Here is a 25,099-nt window from a genome sequence, read left to right as displayed (position 1 = left end):
CTTGCGGTTTAGGTGTGGAACCAATGAGGAGTCGCACCATGGACGTGAAGCTGCCCGTTGCGGGAATGGTTGCCGAGGCCTGGGGCCTCGCCCTCCGCGCCGCCCTGCCGAGCCTTCCGTGGCTGGCGGGTCTGATGGTCACGGCTGGGCTCTATCGGCTCACGCTTTACCTGCAGGTCGGCGCCATTATCAACCTCATGCTGCTGGTCGTTGTGTTCGCCGCTGGCGTCGCCTTCTCGCTCAGGGTCTATCGCAGCATGCTGGGCGCATCCTCTGGCACATTCCTCAAACTCGCCCACGCCAATCTCGCCATCTATATGGCCTTCCTTTTCGTGGGCGTGTTCATCGCCTTCTTCCTCGCCATCCTGCCGGGCATCCTGCTGGAAGTCTCGGGCCGAACGGATCTTGATGCGAAAACCGATCCTGCAATCGTGCAGGCCGCCTTCATGGACATGTTGCCCACGGCCTATGGCGCTGTCTTCATCCTGGCTTGCGCGCTCGGCCTCTGGGCGCTTTGCTTCTTTGCCATACGCCTCCTGCTCGTTGGCGCCGCGACGGTCAGCCGGGGCGAGACCATGGTGTTTCGCACATGGCCGTGGACCAAGGGCCATGCGCTCCGGCTCAGCATCGCGGCCATGGCCACCCATGTCGGCCCCTTCTTTGCGGCGATAGCCATAAATGCCGCGCTCGCGCCGCTGCTCGGCACAGCCCCCGCCGGCCTGTTCATCGGCGGTGCCCTTGGTGTACTCCTGTTGGCGCCCTTCCTGCTCGCCGGACACGGCCTCGCCGTCAGCGCCCTGCCGCGTCTCGCGCCCGACGCTGCGGAACTGGCCGAGATTGCAACGTCCGGCTGACTCCGCTTAGATACCTTTAAGTGGCAATCAGGTGGGGAGACCAAGGCCAATGAATCCAGTGAGTTTTGATTTCGGCAATGCGATGATGCATTTCCGTAAAACAGGTGGCCCCAAGGGCTTCCTGCTCAGCTATGGCGCGACCTACGTCTTGCTATATGTGATCCTCTCGGCGGTAAGCATCGGGCTGCAATGGCCCATTTACGGCGCCATGTTCGATCCTGCGGCGATGGAAGACCCCTTGGTCATGGAAGCCGCCATGATGCAGCACATGGGGCGCGTCCTGCTCGGTTACGCGGTCCTGATTCCGCTTGGCCTTGCCTTCTGGATGATCTTCGAAGGCGCAAACCAGCGTCGCTACATGCGGGCTGAAGGCTTCCGACTGCGGCTCGGCGGCGATGAATGGCGCCTCCTCGTGGTGGGGCTGATCTGGTTTGTCCTGTTAATCGGGCTGTATCTCGGCGGTATCATCGCATTTATCGTGCCTATGGCCATCGCGGCCGCAACCGGCACAGGCGAGGGCGCCATGATTGGCGGGCTGCTGACCTTCATCCTCGCGCTCGCCTACATGATTTTTGCGCTCTGGCTATGTGCCCGTTTTTCACCCGCCGCCGCGCTCACCGTGCGGGATCGCAGCATCCGGTTCGGACAGGCCTGGCGCGTGACGAAAGGCAAGGCATGGACCATTGTCGGCAGCTGGATCGTCCTCGGCCTGATCATGTCTGTCGTGTTCTTCGTGATCTACATGATCTTCGTGGTCGCCATCGTTGCCTCGCTTATGCCGATGATGAACGGAATGGAATCAGAGGATCCCTCGGCAATATTCCGCGCCATGCTCTCGCCCGCCGTCCTCATTCCCGGCGCCTTGCTGGTGGTCGGCATGGTCTTTTTGCAAGGCTGCGGCATGCACATCTTTTCCGGACCGGCAGCACTGGCGGCCCGCACCGATCCGGAATGGGCTGACCATCCGGCAATCGACGACACATTTGTCTAGGGGGTCGGCTGTAGCAGCAGCTGCGTATGGCAGGATCACGGGGTTGAAGCGGAGGGGACACTATGCCGACACGATTCTCATTTGACGGCGCGCTGTCAAACGCCTTCCGGGCGGCGCATATGCGCAGCTTTCCATGGCTCTTCGCGGCTGCCTTTGCGCTTGTCGTCACGATAGCCTCACTGATCCTGACATATCTCGCCAGGGACACGTTCATGGAGGTGATGTCCGGGTTTGAGTCCTTCGCCGAAACCGCGAGCGATGAGCCCGATCCGTACACCGTGTTCAGCTTCTTTTTCGGCATGATGGCCTCGCTTGTCCCGTGGGCTATTGCGGGCGGCCTCGGCTACTGGGTCATCCGGGCCGTATTCGAAGCGGCTTCCCAGCGGCGCTACATCCGCGACGAGCGCTTTTCCCTGCGCCTGGGGGCAGACGAGCTGCGCATGATGGTTGTGCTCCTCTTGTGGTGGCTACTCTACACGGTCACTTTCGGCTTGCCGGTCCTCTACATATTCAACGGCGTAATGGGCATTTTCGAGATCGGGATTGACGATATGTCGGAAGAGGAAATGGCGCGGAAAATGATCCCGCTTGTCTTTGGCGGGATGGGGCTGATGCTGCTTGTCATGCCCGTTTATGTATTCCTCGCGACGCGACTCGCGCCCTGTTTCGCGATGACGATCAAGGACCGCAAAATCGTCTTCCTCGATGCCTGGAACGTCTCGCGCGGCCGCTTCTGGCCCATTCTCGGCGCCTTTGTCATCCTGTCGGTTGGTGGCGGCATTGCCTCTTCCGTCATCAGCCAGGTGCTTCAGCTGATCATCCTGATGCCGTTCACGGGCAGCATGAACAACGTCCAGTCTGCCGAAGAAGCCTTCGGCGCAATCTTCTCGCCGTCATTCCTCGTGCCGATGGCTATTTATGGCTTCGCAACCTCGTTCATGTCCGGACTGCTGCTGCATTTCACAGGCGGACCGGCCGCGTTTGCCGCCCGCCACGATCCCCGCGGCGGGGTCGACGATGCGGCCCAGATGGCGGTGTTCGACTAGGCGCCTATTTCGCGGCGCTGGCCGATTTGGACTTTGTCTTCTTCGCCGGTGTCGCCGCCTTCGCCTTGGCGGCCGGTTTTGCCTTCGCAGCCTTCTTCGGCGCTTCAGCCTTGGCCGCAACTGATGGCGTCTTCGCCCGGTCGCGCTTGTTGCGCTGGGCGCGGCGTTCGTCCTGCCGACGGAAGGTCTCGGCCAGGAACTTGCCGGTCCAGCTTCCTTTCGTGGCCGCGATGTCTTCCGGCGTACCGGCCGCAATCAGCTGGCCCCCGCCATCGCCGCCCTCAGGGCCAATATCCAGCACCCAGTCGGCCGTTTTCACGACGTCCAGGTTATGCTCGATCACGACCACCGTATTCCCGGCATCGACCAGTTCATGCAGCACTTCCAGCAGCTTGCGCACGTCATCAAAGTGAAGGCCCGTGGTCGGCTCATCGAGAATATACAGCGTCCGCCCGGTCGCGCGTTTCGCCAGTTCCTTGGCCAGCTTCACACGCTGCGCCTCGCCGCCTGACAGCGTCGTTGCCTGCTGGCCGACCTGGACATAGCCCAGCCCCACCTGCACCAGCGTCTCCATCTTCGTCGCAATCGCCGGCACCGCCGAGAAGAATTTCGCGGCCTCTTCAACGGTCATGTCCAGCACGTCGGCAATCGACTTGCCCTTGAACGTCACTTCCAGCGTCTCGCGATTGTAGCGCTTGCCCTTGCAGGTCTCGCACGTGACATACACGTCCGGCAGGAAGTGCATCTCGATCTTGATGACGCCGTCGCCCTGGCAGGCCTCGCAGCGGCCGCCCTTCACGTTGAAGCTGAACCGTCCGGCCTTGTAGCCGCGCGCCTTGGATTCCGGCAGGCCGGTATACCAGTCGCGGATCGGCCCGAAGGCGCCCGTATAGGTTGCCGGGTTCGAACGCGGCGTGCGCCCGATCGGGCTCTGGTCGATGTCGATCACCTTGTCGAGATGCTGCAGGCCCTCGAGGCTGTCATAGGGCTGTGGCGGGCTCGACGCGCCGTTCAGCTTGCGCGCCAGTGCCTTGTAAAGCGTCTCGATGATCAGCGTGGACTTGCCGCCGCCCGACACGCCCGTGATGCAGGTGAAACTGCCGAGCGGGATCGTCGCGGTGACGTTCTTGAGGTTGTTGCCCGTCGCGCCCTTCAGCGTGATTTTGCGCTTCGTCTTCTCCACCGGGCGGCGCTTCGGGATCGGGATTTCCTTCTGCCCGTTCAGGTAATCTGCCGTCAGCGATTTCGGGTTCGCGAGCACCTCTTCAGGTGTCCCTTCAGCAATGATCTCGCCGCCATGGATGCCGGCTGCGGGGCCCATGTCGATCACATGGTCCGCCGTCAGGATGGCGTCCTCGTCATGCTCCACCACGATCACCGAATTGCCGAGATCGCGCAGCCGCTTCAGCGTCTCCAGCAGACGCGCATTATCCCGCTGGTGCAGGCCGATCGACGGCTCGTCGAGCACATAGAGCACGCCCGTCAGGCCCGAACCGATCTGGCTGGCGAGACGAATCCGCTGGCTCTCGCCACCCGACAGCGTGCCGGAGCCCCGGCTCAGCGTCAGGTATTCAAGGCCCACATCATTCAGGAAGTTCAGCCGGTCATTGATCTCTTTGAGAATGCGCGACGCGATCTCGTTCTGCTGCTTGGTCAGCGTCTTCGACACTTTGCCAAACCAGTCGCCGGCATCCTTGATCGAGAATTCGGCCGCCGATGAAATGTCCAGCGTCGCGATCTTTACCGCCAGCGCCTGCGGCTTCAGCCTTTTGCCGCCACAGGCCGGGCAGGGCGCTGCCGACTGGAACTTCGCCACTTCTTCGCGCACCCAGGCCGAGTCCGTCTCGCGATAGCGCCTCTCCAGGTTCGGGATCACGCCCTCGAACGTCTTCTTCACCTCATAGCGGCGCATGCCGTCATCATAGACGAACTTGATTTCCTGCTCGCCGGTGCCGTGCAGGATCATCTGGTGAATGTCTTCCGGCAGCTGGTTCCACGGCTTCTTCAGGTCAAACCGGTAATGCGTCGACAGGGCCTGCAGCGTCTGCGTCTGGTAGGGCGAGGTCGACTTGGCCCAGGGCGCAATCGCGCCATTCAGCATGTCGAGATCCTTGTCCGGCACGACGAGGTCGGCGTCCACTTTCAGCTGGTTGCCGAGGCCGTCACAGGTCGGGCAGGCGCCGAACGGGTTGTTGAACGAGAACAGGCGCGGCTCGATTTCCGAAATCGTGAAGCCCGAGACAGGGCAGGCGAAATTGGCGCTGTAGGTGATGCGCTTCGGCTCGGTCTCGCCCTCTTCAAGGTCGGCATATTCGGCCAGCGCAATGCCCTGCGCGAGGCCAAGCGCCGTCTCGAAACTCTCCGCGAGGCGCTGCTGCATGCCTTCGCGCACGACCACGCGGTCCACGACCACGTCGATGTCATGCTTGAACTTCTTGTCGAGCTTTGGCGGGTTTTCCAGCTCGTGGAATTCCCCGTCCACCTTCACGCGCTGGTAGCCATTCTTCAGCAGCTCGGCGAATTCCTTGCGATACTCGCCCTTGCGGCCGCGGATCATCGGCGCCAGCAGGTAGAGCCGTGTGCCCTCCGGCAGCTCCATCGTACGGTCGACCATCTGGGTCACCGTCTGGCTCTCGATCGGCAGGCCTGTCGCCGGCGAATAGGGCACGCCGACGCGCGCCCAGAGCAGGCGCATATAGTCGTAAATCTCGGTGACAGTGCCGACGGTCGAGCGCGGGTTCCGGCTCGTCGTCTTCTGCTCGATGGAGATCGCGGGCGACAGGCCCTCGATGCTTTCCACGTCCGGCTTCTGCATCAGCTCAAGGAACTGGCGCGCATAGGCCGACAGGCTTTCGACATAGCGCCGCTGCCCCTCGGCATAGATCGTGTCGAAGGCCAGCGAGGATTTGCCCGAGCCTGACAGGCCGGTCATCACCACAAGCTCACCGCGTGGAATGTCCACGTCGATATTCTTGAGGTTGTGTTCCTTGGCTCCGCGCACGCGGATGAAAGGCGATTCTAGTCGGGCCATGGGGGAAAGCTCGTTACGGTGGCGAAACAGGTATGGGAATGTTGCTAGGCTCTATGTGTGGCGTGAGTCCAGCTTGACCACAAGAACAAAGTGTGAACATTTGTCAGTCGCTGCTTTTTTCATCCCCGGCTGTGGAAATACGGCTGGGGAGGCGACAGGCGAGGCCGGTCGCGGTAGAAGAGAACAGATTCGATAATGAAACAAGCCTGAGCGGAGATGGATAGATGGCAGGATCAGTGAACAAGGTCATTCTTATTGGGAATGTCGGGCAGGATCCAGAGATCCGCCAGTTCCAGAATGGTGGCCAGGTCGCCAGCTTCACGCTGGCCACGTCGGAGACGTGGAAAGACAAGGCGACTGGCGAGCGCAAGGAAAAAACCGAGTGGCATCGCATCTCGATCCTCAGCGAAGGCCTCGTCCGCGTCGTCCAGAACTATGTGAAGAAGGGCTCCAAGCTCTACATCGAGGGCCAGCTGGAAACCCGCAAGTGGCAGGACAAGGACGGCCAGGACAAGTACACGACTGAAGTCGTCCTGCGCGGCTTTGGCGGCACGCTCACCATGCTGGACAGCGCGGGTGACCGTGCCGGTGGCGGTGCCCGTTCCGGCGGCAATGATTTCGGTTCCCAGCAGGGCGGCGCGCGCAAGATGAGCGGCCCGGCCGAGAGCTTCAGCCAGGACCTCGACGACGAGATCCCGTTCTAGGACCCACCGCATGCAGCGCCTGATCGCTCGCCCTTCGCACATCGCCGCCGGTCTCCTTATGGTCACTGTCGCTGCTGTGCTGGGGGCGTGCATGTCCATGGCGCCGCTACCCGAACTATCGGCAAGCGTGGCGGCAGAGGACGTTGATCCCGCTACATCCACGCTTGTCATCTACCGTCTGGAAGACGAACGGACCTGGATCAGCAATCCGGCCCGCGCGTCTGAGCGGTTCAGCCCGGCCTCCACATCGAAAATCCCGCACACGCTCATCGCCATTGAAACCGGCGCCGTTACCGGCCCGGACGAAGTGTTCAAATGGGACGGCCAGAAGCGTTTCATGGACAACTGGAACGAGGACCAGACCTTTGCGGATGCCTTCAAGCGGTCCACGGTCTGGATCTTCCAGACCGTGACACCGCGCATCGGGTCTGCAGTCCTTCACGACTGGCTGCAGCAGCTCAATTACGGCAATGCCGATGTCGGCCCGGCTGACAATGTCACGCAATACTGGCTGGCAGGCCCGCTGGCGATCTCTGCCGAGGAGCAGGTCGCCTTCCTGGCCCATCTCGCCCGCCGCACGCTGCCGCTCTCTGCGCGCACCTATGACCTCGCCGTGCCGGTCATGGTGGCCGATTCCGGCGCGGGCTGGACGCTTTACGGCAAGACAGGCTGGCACAGTGTCGATGGCGAGCCGGAGATCGGCTGGTATGTCGGCTGGCTCGAGCAGACCGGCGGCGAAGCGCCCGGCACCTATGCCTTTGCCTTCAACATGGACATGGCCGCCCCCGATGCCGACCTGCCGAAACGCAAGGGCGTGGTCCTGCGCGCGCTGTCCGATCTGCGGGCCCTCCCGGCCGCTAACTAGGCTGCGCGCGCGTTCGGGCTTTTTGGCCGCTATCCGGGCTGTTTCCGTAACGTATCCGGGCTTTTTACGGGCATGTATTCGTGCAGTTTTTTGCCCATTTCGTGGGTCGTCCGCCAACTGCTAAAACACCCCCGAAAGGGTGGCTTTCCACACCCCCGGCTGCTAGTGTTTTTCTCAGTGATTATGGGCGATTCGGGCCAATGCCCCGCCCTGTGAGACCGGACACGCAGAAAGCCCTTCCATGAGCGACGATACGACCCCGCCGGACGAGCCGGAAACCCCTGAGAATTCGGGCGAAAACCCCGCCCTCCCGGACGGAATCGAGCTGATTTCCATCGAATCCGAGCTGAAAAGCTCCTATCTCGACTATGCGATGAGCGTCATCGTCAGCCGGGCGCTGCCGGATGTGCGCGACGGCCTCAAACCCGTTCACCGCCGCATCCTTTACGGCATGCAGGTCGGCGGCAACACGCCGGACAAGCCCTACAAGAAATCTGCCAACATCGTCGGCGCCGTCATGGGTAACTTCCACCCCCATGGCGACAGCGCGATCTATGACGCCCTCGTGCGCCTGGCCCAGCCCTTCTCCATGGGCCTGCCAATGGTCGACGGGCAGGGCAATTTCGGTTCGATCGACAACGATCCCCCGGCCGCCATGCGTTACACCGAAAGCCGCATGACCAAGGCGGCGACCTACCTGCTCGCCGATATCGACAAGGACACGGTCAACTTCCAGGACACCTATGACGGCTCCCAACAGGAGCCGATGGTCCTGCCGGCCCAGTTCCCGAACCTGCTCGTCAATGGCGGCGGCGGCATCGCGGTCGGCATGGCCACCAACATTCCGCCGCACAATCTCGGCGAAGTCGTCGACGCCACGCTCGCGGTGATCGAAGATCCGACCATCGACGATGAGGCCCTGCTCGAAATCGTCCCGGGCCCAGATTTCCCGACAGGCGGCCTCATCATGGGCCACGCCGGCAGCCGCAAGGGCCTGACCACGGGCCGTGGCTCGGTCATCATGCGCGCCAAGACCGACATCGAAGAGGCCAAGAATGGCCGCCAAGCCATCATCGTCACCGAGATTCCCTATCAGGTGAACAAGGCCGCGATGATCACCAAGATCGCCGAACTCGTTCGTGAAAAGCGCGTCGAAGGCATCTCCGACCTGCGCGACGAATCCGACCGTAACGGCATCCGGGTCGTCATCGAGATGAAGAAGGATGCCAGCGCCGAAGTCGTGCTGAACCAGCTCTTCCGCTTCAGCCAGCTGCAGACCAGTTTCGGCGTCAACATGCTTGCCCTCAATGGCGGCCGCCCGGAACTGATGAACCTGCGCAAGGTGCTCGACTACTTCATCACCTTCCGTGAGGAAGTCATCGTCCGCCGCACCAAGTTCGAGCTCAACAAGGCCCGCGATCGTGCGCACGTCTTGGTCGGTCTCGCGCTCGCTGTCGCCAACATTGACGAAGTCATCCGCATCATCCGCCACGCGCCTGACCCGGCGACGGCGCGTGAGCAATTGCTCGCCAAGGCCTGGCCGATCATGGATATGGGGCCTCTGCTGGAACTCATCGCAGACCGGCGCACGCGCTGGTCCGGCGGCGACACGATCTACCTGTCGGACGAGCAGGCCCGCTCAATCCTCGACCTGCGCCTCCACCGCCTCACAGGCCTTGGACGCGACGAGATCGGCAATGAGGCCAAGGGTCTGTCGGAGAAGATCGCCGATCTCCTCGATATCCTGCGGTCGCGCCCGCGCATCCGCGAGATCATCAAGGCCGAACTGAACGAAGTGAAAGAGAAGTTCGCCGTGCCGCGTCGTTCGCAATTCGCGATGGGCGGTCTCGACATGGAAGACGAGGACCTCATCGAGGTCGAAGACATGGTCGTCACCGTCACTCATGGCGGCTACGTCAAGCGCACGCCGCTTTCGACTTACCGGACCCAGCATCGCGGCGGCAAGGGCCGTTCGGGCATGTCCATGAAGGACGAGGATTTCGTGGTCGAGCTGTTCTCGGCAACCACGCATACCGAAGTTCTGTTCTTCTCCTCGGCCGGCATGGTCTACAAGGAAAAGGTCTGGCGGCTTCCTGTCGGCGGGCCGAACTCGCGCGGCAAGGCGCTGGTCAACATCTTCCCGCTGGCGGCCGACGAACGTATCGAGAGTGTCATGCCGCTGCCGGACGACGAAGCCGCGCACGAAGTGATGGACCTCATGTTCGCCACCCGCTCCGGCACCGTCCGCCGCAACAAGCTGGCAGACTTCACGCGGGTCAATCGCAACGGCAAGATCGCCATGAAGCTGGATGACGGCGACGGCATTGTCTCGGTCAAGATCTGTACCGAGCGCGATGATATCCTGCTCACTACGGCGCTGGGCCAGTGTATCCGCTTCCCCGTCACCGACGTGCGCGTGTTCGCAGGTCGCAACTCGACCGGCGTGCGGGGCATCCGCCTTGGCGCCAGCGACGAAGTCATCTCCATGGGCATCCTGCGTCATGTCGCGGTCACGTCTGAGGAGGCACGCGCCTATATCAAGCACGCTGCGGCCATGCGCCGGGCTGCCACGGGCGAAGAAGAGGAAATCAGCGAGGACGAAGGCGAAGAGGTCGTCGACGAAGCCGCCCTCAGCACGGATCGTCTCGTCGAGCTTGGCGCGGCCGAGGAATTCATCCTCACCATCGCTGACGACGGCATGGGCAAGCGCTCGTCCGCCTATGATTACCGGGTCACCGGTCGCGGCGGCAAAGGCCTCGTGGCGCAGAATATCTGGGGCCGCGACAAGAAGAGCGGGCCGACCAAGAAAGTCGCCCAGTCCTTCCCTGTCGGCGATGGCGACCAGGTCATGCTCGTCACCGATGCCGGCCAGCTGATCCGCACCCCGGTCGACCAGATCCGCATCGCGGGACGTTCCACGGGCGGTGTCTGGGTGCTGCGTACGCACGAAGGCGAGCACGTTGTTTCTGTTGCACGGCTTGTAGAAGACGCTGAAACCGATATGGATGGGGAAAATGGTGGCCCAGCCGAGGCTGGATCACCGGAAATGCCTGAATAACAGGGCCGGAATACAGGGAAGGGGCACCAGTGCATCGTATCGGACTTTACCCGGGTACATTCGATCCTCCGACCAATGGTCATATCGATATTTTCGGTCGCGCCATGAAGCTGGTCGACACGCTTGTCATTGGCGTCGCCGTCAATGAGGCCAAGAAGCCTTTGTTTTCGTTGGAAGAACGCGTGCAAATGGTGAAAGCCGAGTGCGCGCGATTCAACGGCCCCGGCATGGCTGAAATCAAGGTCATGCCGATGCATGGCCTGCTCATGAAATTCGCCGAGGCTTGCGGCGCGCAGATGATTCTGCGCGGTTTGCGTGCCGTTCAGGACTTCGAATACGAATTCCAGATGACGGCGATGAATGAGCAACTGAATCCCGACATTGAAACAGTCTTCCTGATGGCCGATGTTAGGCACCAGGCGGTCGCGTCGCGGCTCGTGAAAGAAATTGCGAGTCTCGGTGGCGATATAGCGCCGTTTGTAAGCCCTGACGTGAAACGCGCCCTCATGGAGAAATATCAGAAATGAAGCTCGCACCCCTGGTAGTGGCCGCATCGACCCTGTCGCTGGGTCTTTTCGCGTTTGCGCAAACAAAAACGGAAGCGCCAGCTGAAAGCGCGACGCCTGCCGAAGCCGCTTCGCCCGCAGAAGAAGCGCCTGCTGAGGCCGCTACGACTGTCACCGTGGAAGAGGCCAAGGCCGATCCCGCCAACTGGCGTGCCGTCGATCCCGAACGTCTCTTCATTTTCGACACCAACAAGGGCCGCGTCCTGATCGAGGCCTTCCCGGAAGTTGCGCCCAAGCATTATGCGCAATTCTCGGCCATCATCCGCTCCGGCGACTTTGACGGCACCACCTTCCACCGCGTCATCAACGGCTTCATGGCACAGGGCGGCGACATCTTCGCACTCAAGGGCCGCGAATCGGGCCTGCCGGACATTCCGGGCGAGTTCACCTACCGCCGCGACCCGGCGACAATGCCGCTCAACTTCGCCATCGGCCCGGCCGACACAGCCAAGTATGGCTATGTGAATGGCTTCCCGATGATGACGCAGGCCTCCTTCTTCAGCGAAATGTCCAAGGATGGCCTGGTCGAAAGCTGGATCCCGCATTGCCGCGGTGTCGTCTCGACGGCGCGCACGTCAGACCCGGACTCGGCCAATTCGCAATTCTTCCTGATGCGCGACACGTCCCAGCATCTCGACAAGCAATACACGGCCTGGGGCCGCGTCGTTCAGGGCGAAGACGTTGTGCTGGCCATCAAGGCCGGCAAGGAATCCCTCAATGGCGAAGTCGCCCTGCCTGACATCCTGATGGGGGCCAAAGTGGCGGCTGACCTGCCGAAGGCCGAACGCCCGAACGTCTGGGTCGAGCGCACCGATGGTCCGATCTTCATGGCCGCAAATGCCGATGTCGACGAAGATCTGAACGTGTGTGACCTGCCATCCGTACCGGCCGTCGTCGAACGCTAGGTCGCGCTGCCTTCACGGGCCGATAATCCATGACGCCCATGAATCTCGCCGATTTCCATTTTGACCTTCCCGAGCGCCTCATCGCCTTGCGTCCGGCTGACCCGCAGGACTCTGCGCGTCTCCTCGTCGTGCATGGCGATGGGCGTCTGGAAGATGCGACCGTGCGTGACCTGCCGCGCTACCTGACGGCGGGCGATGTCCTCGTCTTCAACGACACGCGCGTGCTTCCTGCTGCGCTGAAGGGCGTGCGGCCCGCCCGCGACGAGATCGGGGCCGATGTGTCCTGCGACGTGAACCTGGTCGAGCGCATCGACGACCACACATGGCGCGCGCTGGCCCGGCCCGGCAAACGCCTCAAAGCTGGTGATCCGATCCATTTCGCCGAAGGCTTCCGCGCAACGATTACGCAGCGCCTTGATGGCGGCGAAATCGAGCTGGCCTTCGACCAGTCCGGTCCCGCGCTCGAACAGGCGCTTGATGCCCACGGCGGCATGCCGCTGCCGCCCTATATCGCCCGCCGCCGTCCGGCGGATGCGCGCGATCGCGAGACCTACCAGACCAGTTTCGCCGGGGATGACGCCGCCTCCGTCGCTGCGCCCACAGCAGGGCTTCATTTCACACCGCGCCTGCTCGCCGAGATTGATGCAGCTGGCCTCGCCCGTGAAACCGTGCGCCTGCATGTCGGGCTCGGCACGTTCAAGCCGCTCGAAGAGGCGCAGCTGGCGGCCAACCGCCTCCATGCCGAATGGCGCCGCCTGACGCCCGAAACCGCCACGCACCTCAATGCCGCGCGCGCCGCCGGTCACCGCTGCGTGCCGGTCGGCACCACCGCCATGCGCACGCTGGAAAGCTGCACCACGCCCGAGGGCACCCTCGCTCCCGCGACTGGCCCGACAGACATTTTCCTGAAACCCGGCGACGCCGTGCGCGCCACCGATGCGCTCGTCACCAATTTCCACCTGCCCGGTTCAAGCCTGTTCATGCTGGTCTGCGCACTGATGGGAACCGATGTGATGCAGGCGGCCTATGCCCATGCCATCGCGTCGGACTATCGCTTCTATTCCTATGGCGACGCCTGCCTGCTGCTTCCCTGAAAAAAATGCCCCCGCTCGTGAAACGAACAGGGGCGAGTATATAGCGGAGGTTCAGTCGCGCTATTTCAGGCGGGCCGAGACGCGCGTGGCGTCTGGCTCGAATTCTTTCCCGGCAGCATCAAAACAGAAAACTGTGTCCTGACGCGCCTTGGCATGGTTCACCCATGTGTACTGGAAGGCCTTGTAACAATCATAACCCTGGCGAGCGTCATCCCACGCATTGGCGCGAGTAACTTGCGCGACGGGATACCATTGGTTCGATTGATGGCCCTGATACGTAAATTCCGGGTGAACGTGGTTGGGGTCGTTACCAAGAACACGAACGCTGACGCCAATTGTTGTCTGGGAGGTGTTGGAAACCCCTGCTTCAGCAGATGCGGGCAGGGAAAATGCTGCGCTCATCAGGGCAATCGCCCCCAAGGCGGCAACATATTTCTGAATTGTCTTCATTCTGAATTCCGGTTTCGTTTGCCCGCCGGGATTTCGATCAATTCCTGTTCCGGATGAACAGGGATGAAGACCGGAACCCGGTGGAGAGATAAAAATGCAAACGATGGAATTAGAGGGGCGTTCTGCCCGCAACATAACTTGGCTCGTGTAGCATTGCGTTGATTATTTTACGCCCGAGCCGCGAAATGGTTCGGCGATTGCTGCAGACTGAATTGGATGGCTGCCATGCATTTTTGGGATGACCCTGCGTAAGCTGTGCGCAAAAAAATCCCCACGCCTGGGCGCAGGGATTTTTAATCGCGAGATCAATCACGGGTATCTAGTGAATGCGCACGCTCGCTCTCACGCCTTGCGGTTCATAACGGCGGTCATGGTCGTCATAGCAGAACGTCGTGTCATAGCGAACGCGCTCGCCATTCTCCCAGCCATACTGGAAGCTCTCATAGCAGTCATAGCCATTGTAGCGGGCATCATAGCGATGGGCGCGGCGAACTTCGTTGCGCGCGTACCAGCGGTCTGATTCATAGCCATCATAGGTATAATGGCCATGGGCATGGGCGCGCTCAGGCGGCGGGGCGCTCGTGCGGACGCCGACTTTGACATCCGTGTCCACGCCGACCCCAAGGCCCAGCTGGGCGGATGCGGGCAGTGTTGCAACGGCCGAACCGATCCCGAGGGCACCAATTACAGCGATGTATTTCAAGGACTTAATCATGGTCAGCTCCTGTGTAGCTTAACCAAAGAACGGCTCAGCCACAGGAGGGTTCCTCAGGAAAGGGCCTAGCCAGCCTCTCTCCAATCGAGCGTCAGGGAGTGCCCCGTCTTTAGGGACATCCAGGCTGCAGAAAAGTCAGACAGCCCGCTGCGCACCGTATCGACCCTCGTCTGATCGAGCGGGACAGAGGCGACGAAGGACTGGGCGAATCCGGCATCGGCGACGTCCTGCAATGTTTCGAGTTCAGCCGGGCCGCCCCAGATTTCGGCTTCGAAACATTCCACCAGCCGCTCCGCCTGCAGGAGCTCGACGATCTCCTCTTCAGGCATATGTGCCTTCGACGCGCTGGCATGCCCGGCGGCAGACGCAATGGCGCCAACATCATCGGGTGACACGCCACCTGCCACCATGCCCCAGAAACCTCTGCGGAACCCGAATGTACGCTCAACATAAAAATGCACGGCGTCGTGCGGAATGGGACCCTTCTTCGGAAACGTGCACCGGGCGACACTGCCATCATCGCGCGTGGCCGTGAGCGTATCTTCGCGAACCCCTTTCACAATTTCGATCTTCATGGATCAGTTCCCGGGACGCAGCTCTTCCATCGACCGGATGGCCTTCGCCGCCGTGATACGCGCCAGGTGGCGGCCTTTCTCATCACGCCAGTCGGCCTCAACGAGGCCCGTCGTGCGGCCCCGGCTGACCAGCCGCCCCTCGATCGTGATCAGGCCATGCGGCACCGGGCGCAGGATCCGCGTCTGCAATTCCATCGTCGTGAACCATTCGCCGTCTTCCAGCGCGCTCGCCATCGTCATCGACACGATATGGTCCGACAGGCCCGCGACCCATCCGCCGAACACGCGCTGGTCGCCAATGTCGCGGTCGCCCGTGTTTGGCCACTCATACAGCGTGTGGCCATACGAGACGTCCTTCAGCCAGAGATCAGGCCGGATACCGAGATTCCTGATGCCGGGGGGAAAGTCCCATGTGCCCGCTTTCAGGCGGCCAAAGAATTCGGTCTGCTGGGCAGACATTTCGGTACGGCTCATGCGAGGCGGGCTCCATTGGGCACCGGCAGGTCGGGCGAGAACATGACGATGGCGCCGTCGGCATCGGGAAACCCGAGCGTCAGCACTTCCGACATGAACTTGCCGATCTGGCGCGGTGGGAAATTGACGACAGCGGCAACCTGTTTGCCGATCAGTTTTTCAGGTTCGTAGTGCACCGTCACCTGCGCCGAACTCTTCTTCACGCCCACACCGGCGCCGAAATCGATCACCAGCCGCAGGGCAGGTTTGCGCGCACCCTCCAGCGGCGCCGCTTCCAGCACCGTGCCGACACGGATATCCACCTCGCGAAAAGTCGCAAAGTCAGTCTCCGCGCCGGGCGGTGAGTCAGGTTCGTCAGTCAGGTGCATGAATGCCTCAGCAGGTGGCGCCGCCATCGACGACCATCATCTGGCCCGTCATGTAGGCACCGGCCTTCGAGGCGAGATAGACAGCCGCGCCGGCAATCTCTTCCGGCTCGCCAATGCGGGCCATGGGCGTGCCGGAAAGGGCCGATTTCAAATTCTTCGGGTCTTCCCACAGGGCGCGGGCAAAGTCGGTGCGGATAAGGCCCGGGGCGATACAGTTCACGCGGATATTGTCCTTGCCGTATTCGGTGGCGAGGTTGCGCGCCAGCTGGAAGTCAGCCGCCTTGGAGATGTTGTACGCGCCAATGATGGGCGAGCCGCGCAGGCCGCCAATCGACGAGACGAGGATGATGGCGCCGTCCTTTCGCTCGCGCATCTGGGGCATGCACATCTGGATCAGCCAGTGGTTCGAGATGATATTGTTCTGCAGCACCTTCTCGAACTGGTCGTCCGAGATGCCTTCCATCGGCCCGTAATAAGGGTTGGCGGCCGCGTTGCACACGACAATGTCGACCTTGCCGAACGCCTTGTTCGTGGCGTCGACCATGGCCTGGAGTTCATCCTTCGACGAGATGTTCGCGGGCACGGCAATGGCTGTTCCGTCGCCATGCTTTTCATTGATGCCGGCGGCCACTTCCTGGCACGGGCCGGGCTTGCGCGACGAGATTGTCACCTTGGCGCCCGCGTCGGCCATGGCCTCGGCAATCGCCCGGCCGATGCCGCGCGACGATCCTGTGATGATGGCTGACTTTCCGGATAGATCAAACAGGCTCATGGCGCCGCTCCCTCATGTTTTATGTTGGCGCGACGGTAAGGGCTGATCAGCCTTCGGGCTAGGGGTATCCTTAGGAAAGGCGAGCCTTATCAGGGCAAATCCCATTCGGCGTTGAGAATCTCGGCCAGGCCCTCGGTCCGCTTGCGCACGACTTCCGGCGTCCAGGCGTCCTGCTCCACAAGGTCGCGGGTCAGGGCAAAGTCCGCCCCGCCGCCGCCATTGAAGTACACTTCCTTCTTGGCGCGATAGTCCAGCCGGTCAGCCTTCTGGTTCACCTTGTTGGTCAGCAGCACGAAATTGCCCAGCGTGTCGCATTGCTCGCGGCGCTTGGCAGGGTCTGGCCAGGTAATCATCCAGTGACTGTCTTCCTGCACGTTGCGGGGCAGGACGTGTTCAACCGTCGCATCGGATTCCGGTGGGATCGTGAAGCCGCCATCAAGCGCGGCGTTCAGGCGAAGGGCCATCGCGCGGCGTTGACCAAAAGTCGCAAAGCGCCCCAGCAGACGCTCACGCACCTTGCGGGCCTCATCCTTGGAAATGGCGAACGGGCCATTCTTGGCCATCAGCGTGCGCTCATTGGAAATGGCGTCGCTCACCTTGTTGAAGCGCTTGTTGCGCTGGTCCTTGTCATGGATGATCAGCTGGATCATGTAGCCAAGCCGTTCGAGGCGCGTGAAGAATTCCGGCGCGAGCGGCGAGTCGAGTCCGCGCTCCACCAGGAACTTCAGCGCCGGCGCGCGCCAGCTTTGCTGCTCAAGCGCACGCAGCTGGTTCAGCTTGTCAGAGACGAGTTTTGCATGCGGGCCGTCGTCCACTTTCGCCGTTGTGATCTGGCGGTATGCGGCCACGTAGCTCGGCAGCATGTCGTCAAGGAATTTGCGCGGGTCGATCTTGGAGAGAACCGCCTTCTGGAAACCGGCCACGAGATCGCCCTTGGGCGAGCGGTCATGGATGGCGCGGATCTGGCGCAGCAGGTCGTCGAACGCGCCGCCGCCCAGCACGGCCTCATGTTCCGCCCAGCGCTCGGCATAGGCATTGGCTTCCTTCACCGAGAACTTGGCCTTCTGGAACAGCTCCGTCTTGATGATGTCGTGGGCGTCCGGTTCCTTGCCGCGGGTGTTGAGAACGCGGAACACCTTGAAGCCCTGATCCTTGTCATTCACGACGACACGCACCAGTGCGCAGCCATTGACCACAGTGTCGGTCAGCGCGCGTCGCCGCTCGTCCGACACCTGTTTCAGTTCCTTCAGCATGGCCCTGGCATTCCCAACCATACGTTGCTGGCTGTCGCTCTCGCCGGGTTCGTTTTCGAGTGTGCGGGTCGCGCCGGGGCGTTGGATCGTGTCGCGGAAAAACGCGCCATCCATATAGTTCAAAGTCAGTCGCCAGCTGGCCGCTTCGCCCAGCATCGGGCGGTCCTCGTCGGCAATCATCGCGTGCAGTGCAGCGGACCGGTCCTTGTCGGTCTCAAGGTCGCGCAGAACGGCCAGGAGAATCGTCAGCGTCGTCAGCCGCTGCTGACCGTCGACAATCTCCACCATTCCGGACTCCGCGCCGTTCACGAGAACGACTGCGCCGATGAAGTGTGGGATGTCGCTGTCAGTCGCCTCGGCAAGGTCGCCGAGCAGGTCGAGCGCCTCGCGCTCTCCCCAGGAATAACTACGTTGGTAGGGCGGCATGCACAGGCGTTCTCCTTGTGCAAAAATACCGCTAAGCGAGCTCTCCTGAGCCCGTACGCCAAGGTCCATTACAATTCCCCTATACAGGCTTCTTCCCTAGCCCTTGCCAAACACCATCACAACGCGGGATGAACGGTTCTCAAGGTCTTTGGGCAAAAGTGTGACGGGAGAGTAACGGTATGCGTCTGGTGAGATTCAAACAGGGTGATGAAGTGCGTTTCGGCCACCTTCAAGCCGACTGTGTAGTGCCGCTTGCAGCGGACACATTCGTCGAAGCGCTGACGGCCAGCCCGCAGGGCGAATCCACACCTCTTGGCGAGGTCGCGCTGCTTTCCCCTGTGGAAAAGCCTGGCAAGATTCTTGGCATAGGCGTCAACTACGCGGCGCACGCGGCTGAGAGCGTCAGCTTCATCGACACCAAGAAGCCGGAAGTGCAAAAGTGGTTCAACAAACAGTCTACCGCCGTGAACGGGCCCTACGCCCAGGTCCACCTGCCCAAGGTCTCCGAACAGCTCGACTATGAAGGCGAGCTTGTCGTCATCATCGGCAAGCGCGGCCGCCATGTGCCCCGCGAGCGCGCCTTCGAGATCGTCGCCGGCCTGACTGTTGGCTGCGACTATTCGGTGCGCGACTGGCAGCGCGCCAGCCAGACCATGATCATGGGCAAGGGCTTCGACACGCATGCCGTCTTCGGCCCGGCCATGGTGACGATGGACGAGATCAACGACCTGCCAAATCTCGAACTGCGCACCTTCGTGAATGGCGAGCAGCGCCAGACCGGTTACATCCGCGACCAGATCCACGACATCTCCGCCCAGATCGCCCACCTCACGGCGGCCTTCACGCTGGAGCCGGGCGACGTCATCTTCACCGGCACACCCGCCGGCGTCGGGGCAGGGCACGAGCCACCGAAATGGCTGAAGGCCGGTGACAAGGTGCGCGTCGAAATCGACTGCCTCGGTTTCACTGAAAACGAAATCGTAAGGGAACCGGGCGACACCGTGATCGGGTAGACCGGAGCCTGAGGGGCATGCGCGCAAGAATACTGCTGGCTTTTCTGCTCGTTGCCGGGTGCAGCGCAGAGAAGGGTCCGGGAATGGTCCCGGAAGTCCCTCGGAAAGTCACCTCAGCGGACTTTGCACTCCTGCCATGCGGCCCCGGAACGGTCCCGCAAGCCTGCGTATTGGTCATGGCGGGCGGAAAGCGTGTCCTCTTTGGCACACCTTCCGGCACTGTTCAGGGGCTGACCGAGACGGACCTCCGAAATCTCGATGCCGTGATGCTCTTTTCCCTGCGCGGGGAAGACATTGAAGGCCTTGATGATATTCGCAATGCCAGCTGGCGCGCGGGCCATGAAACGCCGTTGCGCGTGTCCGGTCCGGTCGGCACCAGCGCCGTCCTCTCCGCCATCAACAAGGCATACGAAACCTCTGACGCTTTCACCTTTGTTGAACAGTCGCCACCCGGTGGTTTCAACGCCGCTGTCCTCCAGCCTTTGCCCGGCGAGAGGGACACCAAGACGCGCGTCTTCAACACCGGCGATCTCGTCGTCACGCACCTTGTGAATGACAAGGAGCAGGTCGGTTACTGGGTTGATTATAATGGTGTTCGCGTCGTGATCGAGCCATGCGGCATGACCCAGGCCTCGCACTTCTCAGACCCCGCAAGGCTGACACTTTCATGCGAAGGGGCAGACCTGTCCTGGCCCGTTACGGACGTGGTTTTTGTACCTCTGGTCGCGCCAAAGAAGGCCGCCGAATCACCATAAGACGACGGGGCCCCGCATCTCTGCAAGGCCCCGCTCTCCCCCGAGATTGCCCCCGCTCCGGCCAATAAAATGGCCACGGACCAGTGCACTCGGATAGGCTGTGGGTATCGGTGGGGTTAACCTTTGTCTAGTCGCTGAAGACGTGTCATGAGTGTGACTCAAAAGGTCTGTGACTTTGACGCAACGGTGGCTGGAGCGGGATTGTGGAAGGTGGCAAATTACGCCATTTCCACGCAATTCGTTAACCAATGGGGCCTATTTGTTAAGGTTGATGGAAAGAACTGGGTGCTGACCGAATGACTTTTGTCTTGTTCCTGCTCTACATCGCAATAGGCGGCGGCGTCGGCTATTGTGTAAATACGTTTGCAGGACTCGGCCTGCCTCTGTCGATCACGAGCGGCGCGATCACCACGGTGATTCTCGCGCAGATCCATGTTCTCGTCGCCAGCAGCCGTTCCCACCGCGAAATTGACGAACGCGTCGAACGTGTCGAGCGCACGACGCGCGACACGGCTGAGCGCGTCGACGTCATCGGCGCGCGTACAGAGGCTGTCGAGACCACCATTAAGCATGAACTGACCGAGCGCCGCGACGCCCTCGTCTCCGAGATGAAGCAGCTCGAAGGTCTGATCGACCGCCTCTCGCGCAGCTTCGAAGCCAAGCTCGCCGAACCGTCCGTCGTCTCCTCCGTGGCGCCGCAGGATGATGCCATCCTGCGCGATGTGCGCGATGCCCTGAAAGATGGCCGGGTCGACCTCCATCTCCAGCCCATCGTGTCGCTGCCGCAGCGCCGCGTGGCCTTCTATGAAGGCTTCACGCGCCTGCGCCGTCCGGATGGCTCACTGATTCTGCCTGCCGAATTCCTGGATGCGGCCCGCCGCGCCAACCTGATGGGCATCATCGACAATTTCACACTTTTCCGCTGCGTGCAGATCGTGCGCCGTCTGGCCGAGCGTGACCGCCGCGTTGGTGTGTTCTGCAACATCGCTGCGTCGTCGCTGGAAGACACCACATTCTTCCCGATGTTCCTGCAATTCATGACCGAGAATCGCGACCTCTCCGGCGCCGTGATTTTCGAGATCCGCGCTGACCGTTTCGAAACCAGCTCCGCCACGATGCGCGAGAACATGGCCAAGCTGACCGCGCTCGGTTTCCGCTTCTCGATCGACCATGCGTCCGACCTGTCACTGGACCTGCCGCGCCTTCAGGCGTCGAGCGTCCGCTTCGTGAAGATGAACGGCCACACGCTGATCGAACAGCTGCGCGACCCGCATGGCTCGCGTCCTGTCTCGTCGATCAACCGCCGCGTCGATGGCGCGGAAGTCACCGCCATACTCTCGCGCTATGGCGTGACCATGATCGCCGAGAAGATCGAAGACGAAGCCAGTGTCGTGGAAATCCTCGAATATGACATCCCGTATGGTCAGGGCCACATCTTCGGTGCACCCCGCCCAATCAAGGCGTCGCTGATGGAAGAAACGGCGCCCCCCAGCGAGCTGATGCAGCGTCTGTCGAATTTCGGCTGATCGCCTCCGGCATCATTTCGCCCCAATCGCTTCGCTAAATGGGCCCCGTACATGAGACGGGAGTGACCCATGCGCATTCTGGCTTTGCCTTTCCTTCTGTTCGCGGCGGGGCTTTCCGCATCGGCCCAGACTGCGCCCGAAGTGGTCAAGGTCGAGGCCATCCTGCCGGATCCGCAAGGCGACGAGATGGAGCCTGCACCCGCGCTTGAGCTGATCGAGGACCACTCGGTCGTCCTGCTCGACCTCACCATGTCCGTCGAAGCCTATCCCTCCTTCGAGAACGCAGATGGCACATACTCGACACTGGATGGCGATTGCGAATTCGGGCCGATGGAGGGCGTTCGCATGATGTCCGTGCCGACAGGTTCCAACCATCTCCTGCTGAACATCCGTCCCGGCGACCCCAGCCAATTCGCCGCCAACAGCGTGTCGTGCGATTACATGCCCAGCCTGCAGATCGGCGAGAATATCGGCCAGGTCGTGAAGGTGCGCGGCTGCTATCTAGCCAACTATCACTCGATCCCCACAGCGGCGATGTACGTGCTCAACCCGCTACCGGCGAGCGCCTGCGGCCTGACGCAATAATGCACCGCTGGATTGACCGGGGGTGCGGCGCGGCCTAGGTCGCGGCGCATGACACAGCTGCGTTTTCCCGAAGGCCTGTCCGCGATTGCGGGCGAATATGACTCGATCCTCTGCGATGTGTGGGGCGTGATCCACAATGGGCGCGCCATCTTCGCCGAGGCCTGCGAGGCGCTCGTGAAGTTCCGCGCACAGGGCGGCCACGTTTGCCTGATTACCAATGCGCCCGTGCCCAAGGCGCAGGCCATCCGCTATTTCGAACCACTGGGCGTGCCCAAGGATTCGTTCGATGATTGCGTGACCTCAGGCGATGCCACGCGCGCTGAACTCAAGCTGCGCAGCGGCCAGTCCATCTGGCGTCTTGGTGGCGACGAGGGCTGGGAGCATGACCGCTTCCTCTATGAGGGGCTCGACCTGAAATTCGAAGACAGCGCCAATGCCGACCTGCTGCTCTGCATCGGCCTGCGCGACATGTACAATGACCAGCCCGAGGAATACCGCGACGAGCTGAAAGAAGGGGTCGATCGCGGCCTGACGATGATCTGCGCCAATCCGGACAAGCAGGTACGTGTCGGCGGCAAGCTCTACTGGTGCGCTGGCGCGCTGGCCGACATCTACGAGGATTTGGGCGGCACCGTCGTCTATCCCGGCAAGCCGCATGCGGGCATCTATCGCCTCGCGCTGGAGCGGCTGAACGCGCTTGGCCACACGCCTTCGCGCATCCTCTGCATCGGCGACAGCCCCGCCACGGACATTCGCGGCGCCACCCGGCAGGGCTATGACAGCCTCTATGTCGGCACGGGCCTCAAGGAACACGGACCTGACTTCCAGCAGGAAGTCACCGACCTGCTCGCCGACTATGGCGAAAACGCCACTTACGCCATGTCGGGTCTAAGGTGGTGACGTGGGCATCTGCCCCGTGTATCGAACTTCTCGGACAATTATTGGAGATCCGGACGTATGAGTGAATTCACCGGCTTTAAGTATGAAGACCTGGAAATCGGCATGTCGCACGAAACCGTGCACACGATCTCCGAAAACGACATCCAGCGTTTCGCGGAAGTGTCGGGCGACTATAACCCGCTGCACATGAACGAGGAGTTCGCTGCCAAGACCGTGTTCGGTCGCCGCATTGCCCATGGCGCGCTGACCGCGAGCTATATCTCCGGCATCCTCGGCAACAATTTGCCGGGCCCTGGGGCGATCTTCATCGGTCTCTCCATGCGCTTCAAACGCCCTGTGCACATTGGCGATACGGTCACCGTGCGGGCCGAAGTGGCGGAGAAGCAGGACCGGGGCAACCGGGTGACCCTGAAAGTGGAATGCACGGTCGACGACAAGCGCGTCATCACCGGCGAAGCTGAAGTGGTTGCGCCGCGCCGAGACGCCTGATGGCTATCTTTGCAGACTATCGCGGGTTGCCCGCCAGCGCGCGCGGTGCGTCCGTGGCGCTGGGCAATTTCGATGGTCTGCATGCCGGGCATCGCGCGGTCATGGAAGCCGCGCGCAAGGCCGGCCAGGGCAAGCTGTCAGTGGCGACCTTCGAGCCGCCACCGCGCGCCTATTTCCGGCCCAACGACCCACCTTTCCGCATCCTGAGGCCCGAGCGTCGTAACAGGCTCATCCTCGCAGAAGGGGCCGATACGGTCTTCGAACTGCCTTTCAATGGCGAGATGGCGGCGATGACCGACGAGGCCTTCGTGCGTCAGGTCCTGGTCGAGGGGCTGGGCGTGTCGCACGTCTCTGTCGGTTTTGACTTCCGCTTTGGACGTGGCCGCATGGGCAATGTGGCCCGCCTGTCGAGCCTTGGCCGCGCCCTCGGCTTTGGTGTTTCCGTGGTCGAGGAAGTGCTGGAATTTGGCGCCAAGGCCTCCTCCACTGCCATCCGTCAGGCCCTGATGGCCGGCGAGCCTCAAGTGGCGGCTGAGATCCTTGGGGACTGGTGGATTGCTGACGGCATTGTCGAGTCCGGCGAGAAGAACGGCCGCACATTCGGCTTCCCGACGGCGAATATCCATCTCAACGACCTGATCCACCCACGCCACGGCGTCTATGCTGTCCGGGCCCGCGTCGAGGGCGAGCAGGACTGGCGCGACGGCGTCGCCAATTTCGGCCGCACGCCGACCACGGGCCTGCGTGATCCACTGCTGGAAACCTTTATTTTCGACTTCGATCAGGACCTATATGGCAAGTGGCTGGAGGTCCAACTGGTGGCCTATCTGCGGCCGGAACTGAAGTTCGACAGTGTCGATGACATGATCGCCCAGATGCACAAGGACGCCGCCGAATCACGCGTTCGCCTGAAAGCGGCTTCCTCACTGCCAAATTAGCGCCCGATTCACCCGGATAAGTGATAGTTGTTCCGGAACTTTGAAACCCCTCCGGTGTTGGGATTCATATGCAGAAAGCGCTCCTGTCACTATGTCTTTGCGCTGCGGTGCCGCTGGCTGCGGTTGCGCAGGCGCCGACTGTTGGCGTGCGCGCGCGCGATATGATCGTCGGCTCGGTGGGCACAGGTGACCTTCAACTGCTGCTGGATGATATGGGCGCGCATTACACGACGTCAGGCGTCAATGACCGTCAGGCCCCTTATGTGTTCGCCACCAGCAAGGACGGCATGTCGTTTGGGGTCTACACGGCCTGCGCCAATCCTGACGGGACGGACTGCCGGGGCATTGAATTCCTTGCCGTTTTCAAATCGGATCTCTCGGTTGAGCAGGTCAGCGCGATTGACCAGGCCTATGCGGCCGTTTCCATCTACAAGTCAGCTCCCGATACGGTGAACGTCTCGCGATACGTCATACTTGACCATGGCGTGACCTGGGCGAACCTTCTGGAAAATGGCGAGGTCTTTGAAGTTCTGTGCGAAAAACTGACAGAGGAACTGTCGGATACCTCTTCTGCACAGGTGGCGGATTCCGCCTATGGTGGCCTGCGATAGTGACAGGGCTTTCCCCGCCTGCTAGGCGGAAAAGCATGGCACGGATACACAGCATTCGAATTAGACGCCCGGCGGCGCACTGACCCGATTTGACGGGGCGGGCGAAGCCGGGAATTCATGCTGCTGAACCCATCC

25 protein-coding genes are annotated in these 25,099 nt (G+C 61.7%); 17 read left to right on the top strand and 8 right to left on the bottom strand.

Annotated elements, in window-relative coordinates; translation table 11 throughout:
- Positions 1–38 precede the first annotated feature (38 nt).
- The 3 genes from V7651_RS00690 (at position 39) to V7651_RS00680 (ending at position 2,891) form a co-directional block, all read left to right on the top strand.
- Positions 39–854: a hypothetical protein gene (locus V7651_RS00690; RefSeq protein WP_035535828.1), complete on the top strand. Its 816-nt coding sequence runs from the start codon at positions 39–41 to the stop codon at positions 852–854.
- Between the two features lie 49 nt (positions 855–903).
- Positions 904–1,845: a DUF4013 domain-containing protein gene (locus tag V7651_RS00685; RefSeq protein ID WP_035535829.1), complete on the top strand. Its 942-nt coding sequence runs from the start codon at positions 904–906 to the stop codon at positions 1,843–1,845.
- 62 nt (positions 1,846–1,907) lie between these two features.
- Complete coding sequence (locus tag V7651_RS00680; RefSeq protein WP_035535830.1) at positions 1,908–2,891, top strand: hypothetical protein; 984 nt, start codon at positions 1,908–1,910, stop codon at positions 2,889–2,891.
- 4 nt (positions 2,892–2,895) lie between these two features.
- Here V7651_RS00680 and uvrA read toward each other — a convergent pair whose 3' ends face one another.
- Entirely contained in the window at positions 2,896–5,922 is a 3,027-nt protein-coding gene (gene uvrA / locus V7651_RS00675; protein WP_035535831.1) for an excinuclease ABC subunit UvrA, read from the bottom strand.
- 224 nt (positions 5,923–6,146) lie between these two features.
- Here uvrA and ssb point away from each other — a divergent pair, with 224 nt between their 5' ends.
- The 6 genes from ssb to queA all read left to right on the top strand — a co-directional run bounded on the left by ssb (position 6,147) and on the right by queA (position 13,114).
- Complete coding sequence (gene ssb / locus V7651_RS00670) at positions 6,147–6,626, top strand: single-stranded DNA-binding protein (protein ID WP_035535832.1); 480 nt, start codon at positions 6,147–6,149, stop codon at positions 6,624–6,626.
- 58 nt (positions 6,627–6,684) lie between these two features.
- Positions 6,685–7,491, top strand: a complete 807-nt coding sequence (gene blaOXA, locus V7651_RS00665; RefSeq protein ID WP_035535947.1) for an OXA-1090 family carbapenem-hydrolyzing class D beta-lactamase — start codon at positions 6,685–6,687, stop codon at positions 7,489–7,491.
- A gap of 241 nt (positions 7,492–7,732) precedes the next feature.
- Positions 7,733–10,549, top strand: coding sequence for a DNA gyrase subunit A (gene gyrA / locus V7651_RS00660; protein WP_035535833.1), 2,817 nt, complete (start codon positions 7,733–7,735; stop codon positions 10,547–10,549).
- 29 nt (positions 10,550–10,578) lie between these two features.
- Positions 10,579–11,076 carry a pantetheine-phosphate adenylyltransferase gene (coaD, locus tag V7651_RS00655; RefSeq protein ID WP_034739824.1) on the top strand — a complete coding sequence of 166 codons (498 nt, stop codon included), beginning with the start codon at positions 10,579–10,581 and terminating at the stop codon, positions 11,074–11,076.
- Complete coding sequence (locus tag V7651_RS00650; RefSeq protein ID WP_051624475.1) at positions 11,073–12,020, top strand: peptidylprolyl isomerase; 948 nt, start codon at positions 11,073–11,075, stop codon at positions 12,018–12,020. The genes coaD and V7651_RS00650 overlap by 4 nt, the downstream gene beginning before the upstream one ends.
- 38 nt (positions 12,021–12,058) lie before the next feature.
- On the top strand, positions 12,059–13,114 hold the full coding sequence (queA, locus tag V7651_RS00645) for a tRNA preQ1(34) S-adenosylmethionine ribosyltransferase-isomerase QueA (protein ID WP_035535949.1): 1,056 nt from the start codon (positions 12,059–12,061) through the stop codon (positions 13,112–13,114).
- Between the two features lie 60 nt (positions 13,115–13,174).
- Here queA and V7651_RS00640 read toward each other — a convergent pair whose 3' ends face one another.
- From V7651_RS00640 to V7651_RS00610, 7 genes are all read right to left on the bottom strand, one after another.
- Positions 13,175–13,699 carry a hypothetical protein gene (locus V7651_RS00640; RefSeq protein WP_162174798.1) on the bottom strand — a complete coding sequence of 175 codons (525 nt, stop codon included), beginning with the start codon at positions 13,697–13,699 and terminating at the stop codon, positions 13,175–13,177.
- A gap of 184 nt (positions 13,700–13,883) precedes the next feature.
- Entirely contained in the window at positions 13,884–14,279 is a 396-nt protein-coding gene (locus tag V7651_RS00635; protein WP_035535835.1) for a hypothetical protein, read from the bottom strand.
- A gap of 65 nt (positions 14,280–14,344) precedes the next feature.
- Entirely contained in the window at positions 14,345–14,854 is a 510-nt protein-coding gene (locus tag V7651_RS00630) for a hypothetical protein (RefSeq protein WP_035535836.1), read from the bottom strand.
- Positions 14,855–14,857: 3 nt separating this feature from the next.
- On the bottom strand, positions 14,858–15,328 hold the full coding sequence (locus V7651_RS00625) for a PaaI family thioesterase (protein WP_051624476.1): 471 nt from the start codon (positions 15,326–15,328) through the stop codon (positions 14,858–14,860).
- The gene (locus V7651_RS00620) at positions 15,325–15,696 is read right to left on the bottom strand and encodes a tRNA-binding protein (protein ID WP_035535951.1); all 372 of its coding nucleotides are present in this window, start codon (positions 15,694–15,696) and stop codon (positions 15,325–15,327) included. The genes V7651_RS00625 and V7651_RS00620 overlap by 4 nt, the downstream gene beginning before the upstream one ends.
- 7 nt (positions 15,697–15,703) lie before the next feature.
- The gene (locus tag V7651_RS00615) at positions 15,704–16,468 is read right to left on the bottom strand and encodes an SDR family NAD(P)-dependent oxidoreductase (protein ID WP_035535837.1); all 765 of its coding nucleotides are present in this window, start codon (positions 16,466–16,468) and stop codon (positions 15,704–15,706) included.
- Positions 16,469–16,557: 89 nt separating this feature from the next.
- Positions 16,558–18,216, bottom strand: coding sequence for a DUF262 domain-containing protein (locus V7651_RS00610; RefSeq protein WP_035535838.1), 1,659 nt, complete (start codon positions 18,214–18,216; stop codon positions 16,558–16,560).
- A 110-nt stretch (positions 18,217–18,326) separates the two neighbouring features.
- On the opposite strand from V7651_RS00610, the gene V7651_RS00605 reads away from it, so the two are divergent.
- The 8 genes from V7651_RS00605 to V7651_RS00570 all read left to right on the top strand — a co-directional run bounded on the left by V7651_RS00605 (position 18,327) and on the right by V7651_RS00570 (position 24,964).
- The gene (locus V7651_RS00605) at positions 18,327–19,160 is read left to right on the top strand and encodes a fumarylacetoacetate hydrolase family protein (RefSeq protein WP_035535839.1); all 834 of its coding nucleotides are present in this window, start codon (positions 18,327–18,329) and stop codon (positions 19,158–19,160) included.
- Between the two features lie 17 nt (positions 19,161–19,177).
- Positions 19,178–19,915: an MBL fold metallo-hydrolase gene (locus V7651_RS00600; RefSeq protein ID WP_156950359.1), complete on the top strand. Its 738-nt coding sequence runs from the start codon at positions 19,178–19,180 to the stop codon at positions 19,913–19,915.
- 296 nt (positions 19,916–20,211) lie between these two features.
- A complete protein-coding gene (locus V7651_RS00595; RefSeq protein WP_035535841.1) occupies positions 20,212–21,441 on the top strand; it encodes an EAL domain-containing protein in 1,230 nt (409 codons plus the stop codon).
- A gap of 69 nt (positions 21,442–21,510) precedes the next feature.
- Positions 21,511–22,026, top strand: coding sequence for a hypothetical protein (locus tag V7651_RS00590; protein WP_035535842.1), 516 nt, complete (start codon positions 21,511–21,513; stop codon positions 22,024–22,026).
- A gap of 48 nt (positions 22,027–22,074) precedes the next feature.
- Positions 22,075–22,926, top strand: a complete 852-nt coding sequence (locus tag V7651_RS00585) for a TIGR01459 family HAD-type hydrolase (RefSeq protein ID WP_035535843.1) — start codon at positions 22,075–22,077, stop codon at positions 22,924–22,926.
- 57 nt (positions 22,927–22,983) lie between these two features.
- Positions 22,984–23,415, top strand: a complete 432-nt coding sequence (locus V7651_RS00580) for a MaoC family dehydratase (RefSeq protein WP_035535844.1) — start codon at positions 22,984–22,986, stop codon at positions 23,413–23,415.
- Positions 23,415–24,353: a riboflavin biosynthesis protein RibF gene (ribF, locus tag V7651_RS00575; RefSeq protein ID WP_035535845.1), complete on the top strand. Its 939-nt coding sequence runs from the start codon at positions 23,415–23,417 to the stop codon at positions 24,351–24,353. The genes V7651_RS00580 and ribF overlap by 1 nt, the downstream gene beginning before the upstream one ends.
- Before the next feature lie 68 nt (positions 24,354–24,421).
- The gene (locus tag V7651_RS00570; protein WP_035535846.1) at positions 24,422–24,964 is read left to right on the top strand and encodes a type III secretion system chaperone family protein; all 543 of its coding nucleotides are present in this window, start codon (positions 24,422–24,424) and stop codon (positions 24,962–24,964) included.
- Positions 24,965–25,099: the final 135 nt, after the last annotated feature.

The sequence above is a fragment of the Hyphomonas oceanitis genome (assembly GCF_036964545.1).
Taxonomy (GTDB): Bacteria; Pseudomonadota; Alphaproteobacteria; order Caulobacterales; family Hyphomonadaceae; genus Hyphomonas; species Hyphomonas oceanitis.
The sequence above is the reverse complement of the archived record's forward strand: the minus strand, read 5'-3'. Positions and strand labels throughout refer to the sequence as shown.

Excerpts from the sequence above, each read along its gene's own strand:
- V7651_RS00635 (WP_035535835.1), bottom strand. The coding sequence starts at position 14,279 with ATGATTAAGTCCTTGAAATACATCGCTGTAATTGGTGCCCTCGGGATC.
- V7651_RS00580 (WP_035535844.1), top strand. The coding sequence starts at position 22,984 with ATGAGTGAATTCACCGGCTTTAAGTATGAAGACCTGGAAATCGGCATG.
- V7651_RS00615 (WP_035535837.1), bottom strand. The coding sequence starts at position 16,468 with ATGAGCCTGTTTGATCTATCCGGAAAGTCAGCCATCATCACAGGATCG.
- V7651_RS00640 (WP_162174798.1), bottom strand. The coding sequence starts at position 13,699 with ATGTTGCGGGCAGAACGCCCCTCTAATTCCATCGTTTGCATTTTTATC.
- V7651_RS00625 (WP_051624476.1), bottom strand. The coding sequence starts at position 15,328 with ATGAGCCGTACCGAAATGTCTGCCCAGCAGACCGAATTCTTTGGCCGC.
- V7651_RS00690 (WP_035535828.1), top strand. The coding sequence starts at position 39 with ATGGACGTGAAGCTGCCCGTTGCGGGAATGGTTGCCGAGGCCTGGGGC.
- V7651_RS00590 (WP_035535842.1), top strand. The coding sequence starts at position 21,511 with ATGCGCATTCTGGCTTTGCCTTTCCTTCTGTTCGCGGCGGGGCTTTCC.
- V7651_RS00600 (WP_156950359.1), top strand. The coding sequence starts at position 19,178 with ATGCGCGCAAGAATACTGCTGGCTTTTCTGCTCGTTGCCGGGTGCAGC.
- ssb (WP_035535832.1), top strand. The coding sequence starts at position 6,147 with ATGGCAGGATCAGTGAACAAGGTCATTCTTATTGGGAATGTCGGGCAG.
- V7651_RS00685 (WP_035535829.1), top strand. The coding sequence starts at position 904 with ATGAATCCAGTGAGTTTTGATTTCGGCAATGCGATGATGCATTTCCGT.
- blaOXA (WP_035535947.1), top strand. The coding sequence starts at position 6,685 with ATGGTCACTGTCGCTGCTGTGCTGGGGGCGTGCATGTCCATGGCGCCG.
- V7651_RS00570 (WP_035535846.1), top strand. The coding sequence starts at position 24,422 with ATGCAGAAAGCGCTCCTGTCACTATGTCTTTGCGCTGCGGTGCCGCTG.
- V7651_RS00595 (WP_035535841.1), top strand. The coding sequence starts at position 20,212 with ATGACTTTTGTCTTGTTCCTGCTCTACATCGCAATAGGCGGCGGCGTC.
- uvrA (WP_035535831.1), bottom strand. The coding sequence starts at position 5,922 with ATGGCCCGACTAGAATCGCCTTTCATCCGCGTGCGCGGAGCCAAGGAA.
- V7651_RS00585 (WP_035535843.1), top strand. The coding sequence starts at position 22,075 with ATGACACAGCTGCGTTTTCCCGAAGGCCTGTCCGCGATTGCGGGCGAA.
- V7651_RS00630 (WP_035535836.1), bottom strand. The coding sequence starts at position 14,854 with ATGAAGATCGAAATTGTGAAAGGGGTTCGCGAAGATACGCTCACGGCC.
- V7651_RS00620 (WP_035535951.1), bottom strand. The coding sequence starts at position 15,696 with ATGCACCTGACTGACGAACCTGACTCACCGCCCGGCGCGGAGACTGAC.
- V7651_RS00680 (WP_035535830.1), top strand. The coding sequence starts at position 1,908 with ATGCCGACACGATTCTCATTTGACGGCGCGCTGTCAAACGCCTTCCGG.
- queA (WP_035535949.1), top strand. The coding sequence starts at position 12,059 with ATGAATCTCGCCGATTTCCATTTTGACCTTCCCGAGCGCCTCATCGCC.
- ribF (WP_035535845.1), top strand. The coding sequence starts at position 23,415 with ATGGCTATCTTTGCAGACTATCGCGGGTTGCCCGCCAGCGCGCGCGGT.
- gyrA (WP_035535833.1), top strand. The coding sequence starts at position 7,733 with ATGAGCGACGATACGACCCCGCCGGACGAGCCGGAAACCCCTGAGAAT.
- V7651_RS00605 (WP_035535839.1), top strand. The coding sequence starts at position 18,327 with ATGCGTCTGGTGAGATTCAAACAGGGTGATGAAGTGCGTTTCGGCCAC.
- V7651_RS00650 (WP_051624475.1), top strand. The coding sequence starts at position 11,073 with ATGAAGCTCGCACCCCTGGTAGTGGCCGCATCGACCCTGTCGCTGGGT.
- V7651_RS00610 (WP_035535838.1), bottom strand. The coding sequence starts at position 18,216 with ATGGACCTTGGCGTACGGGCTCAGGAGAGCTCGCTTAGCGGTATTTTT.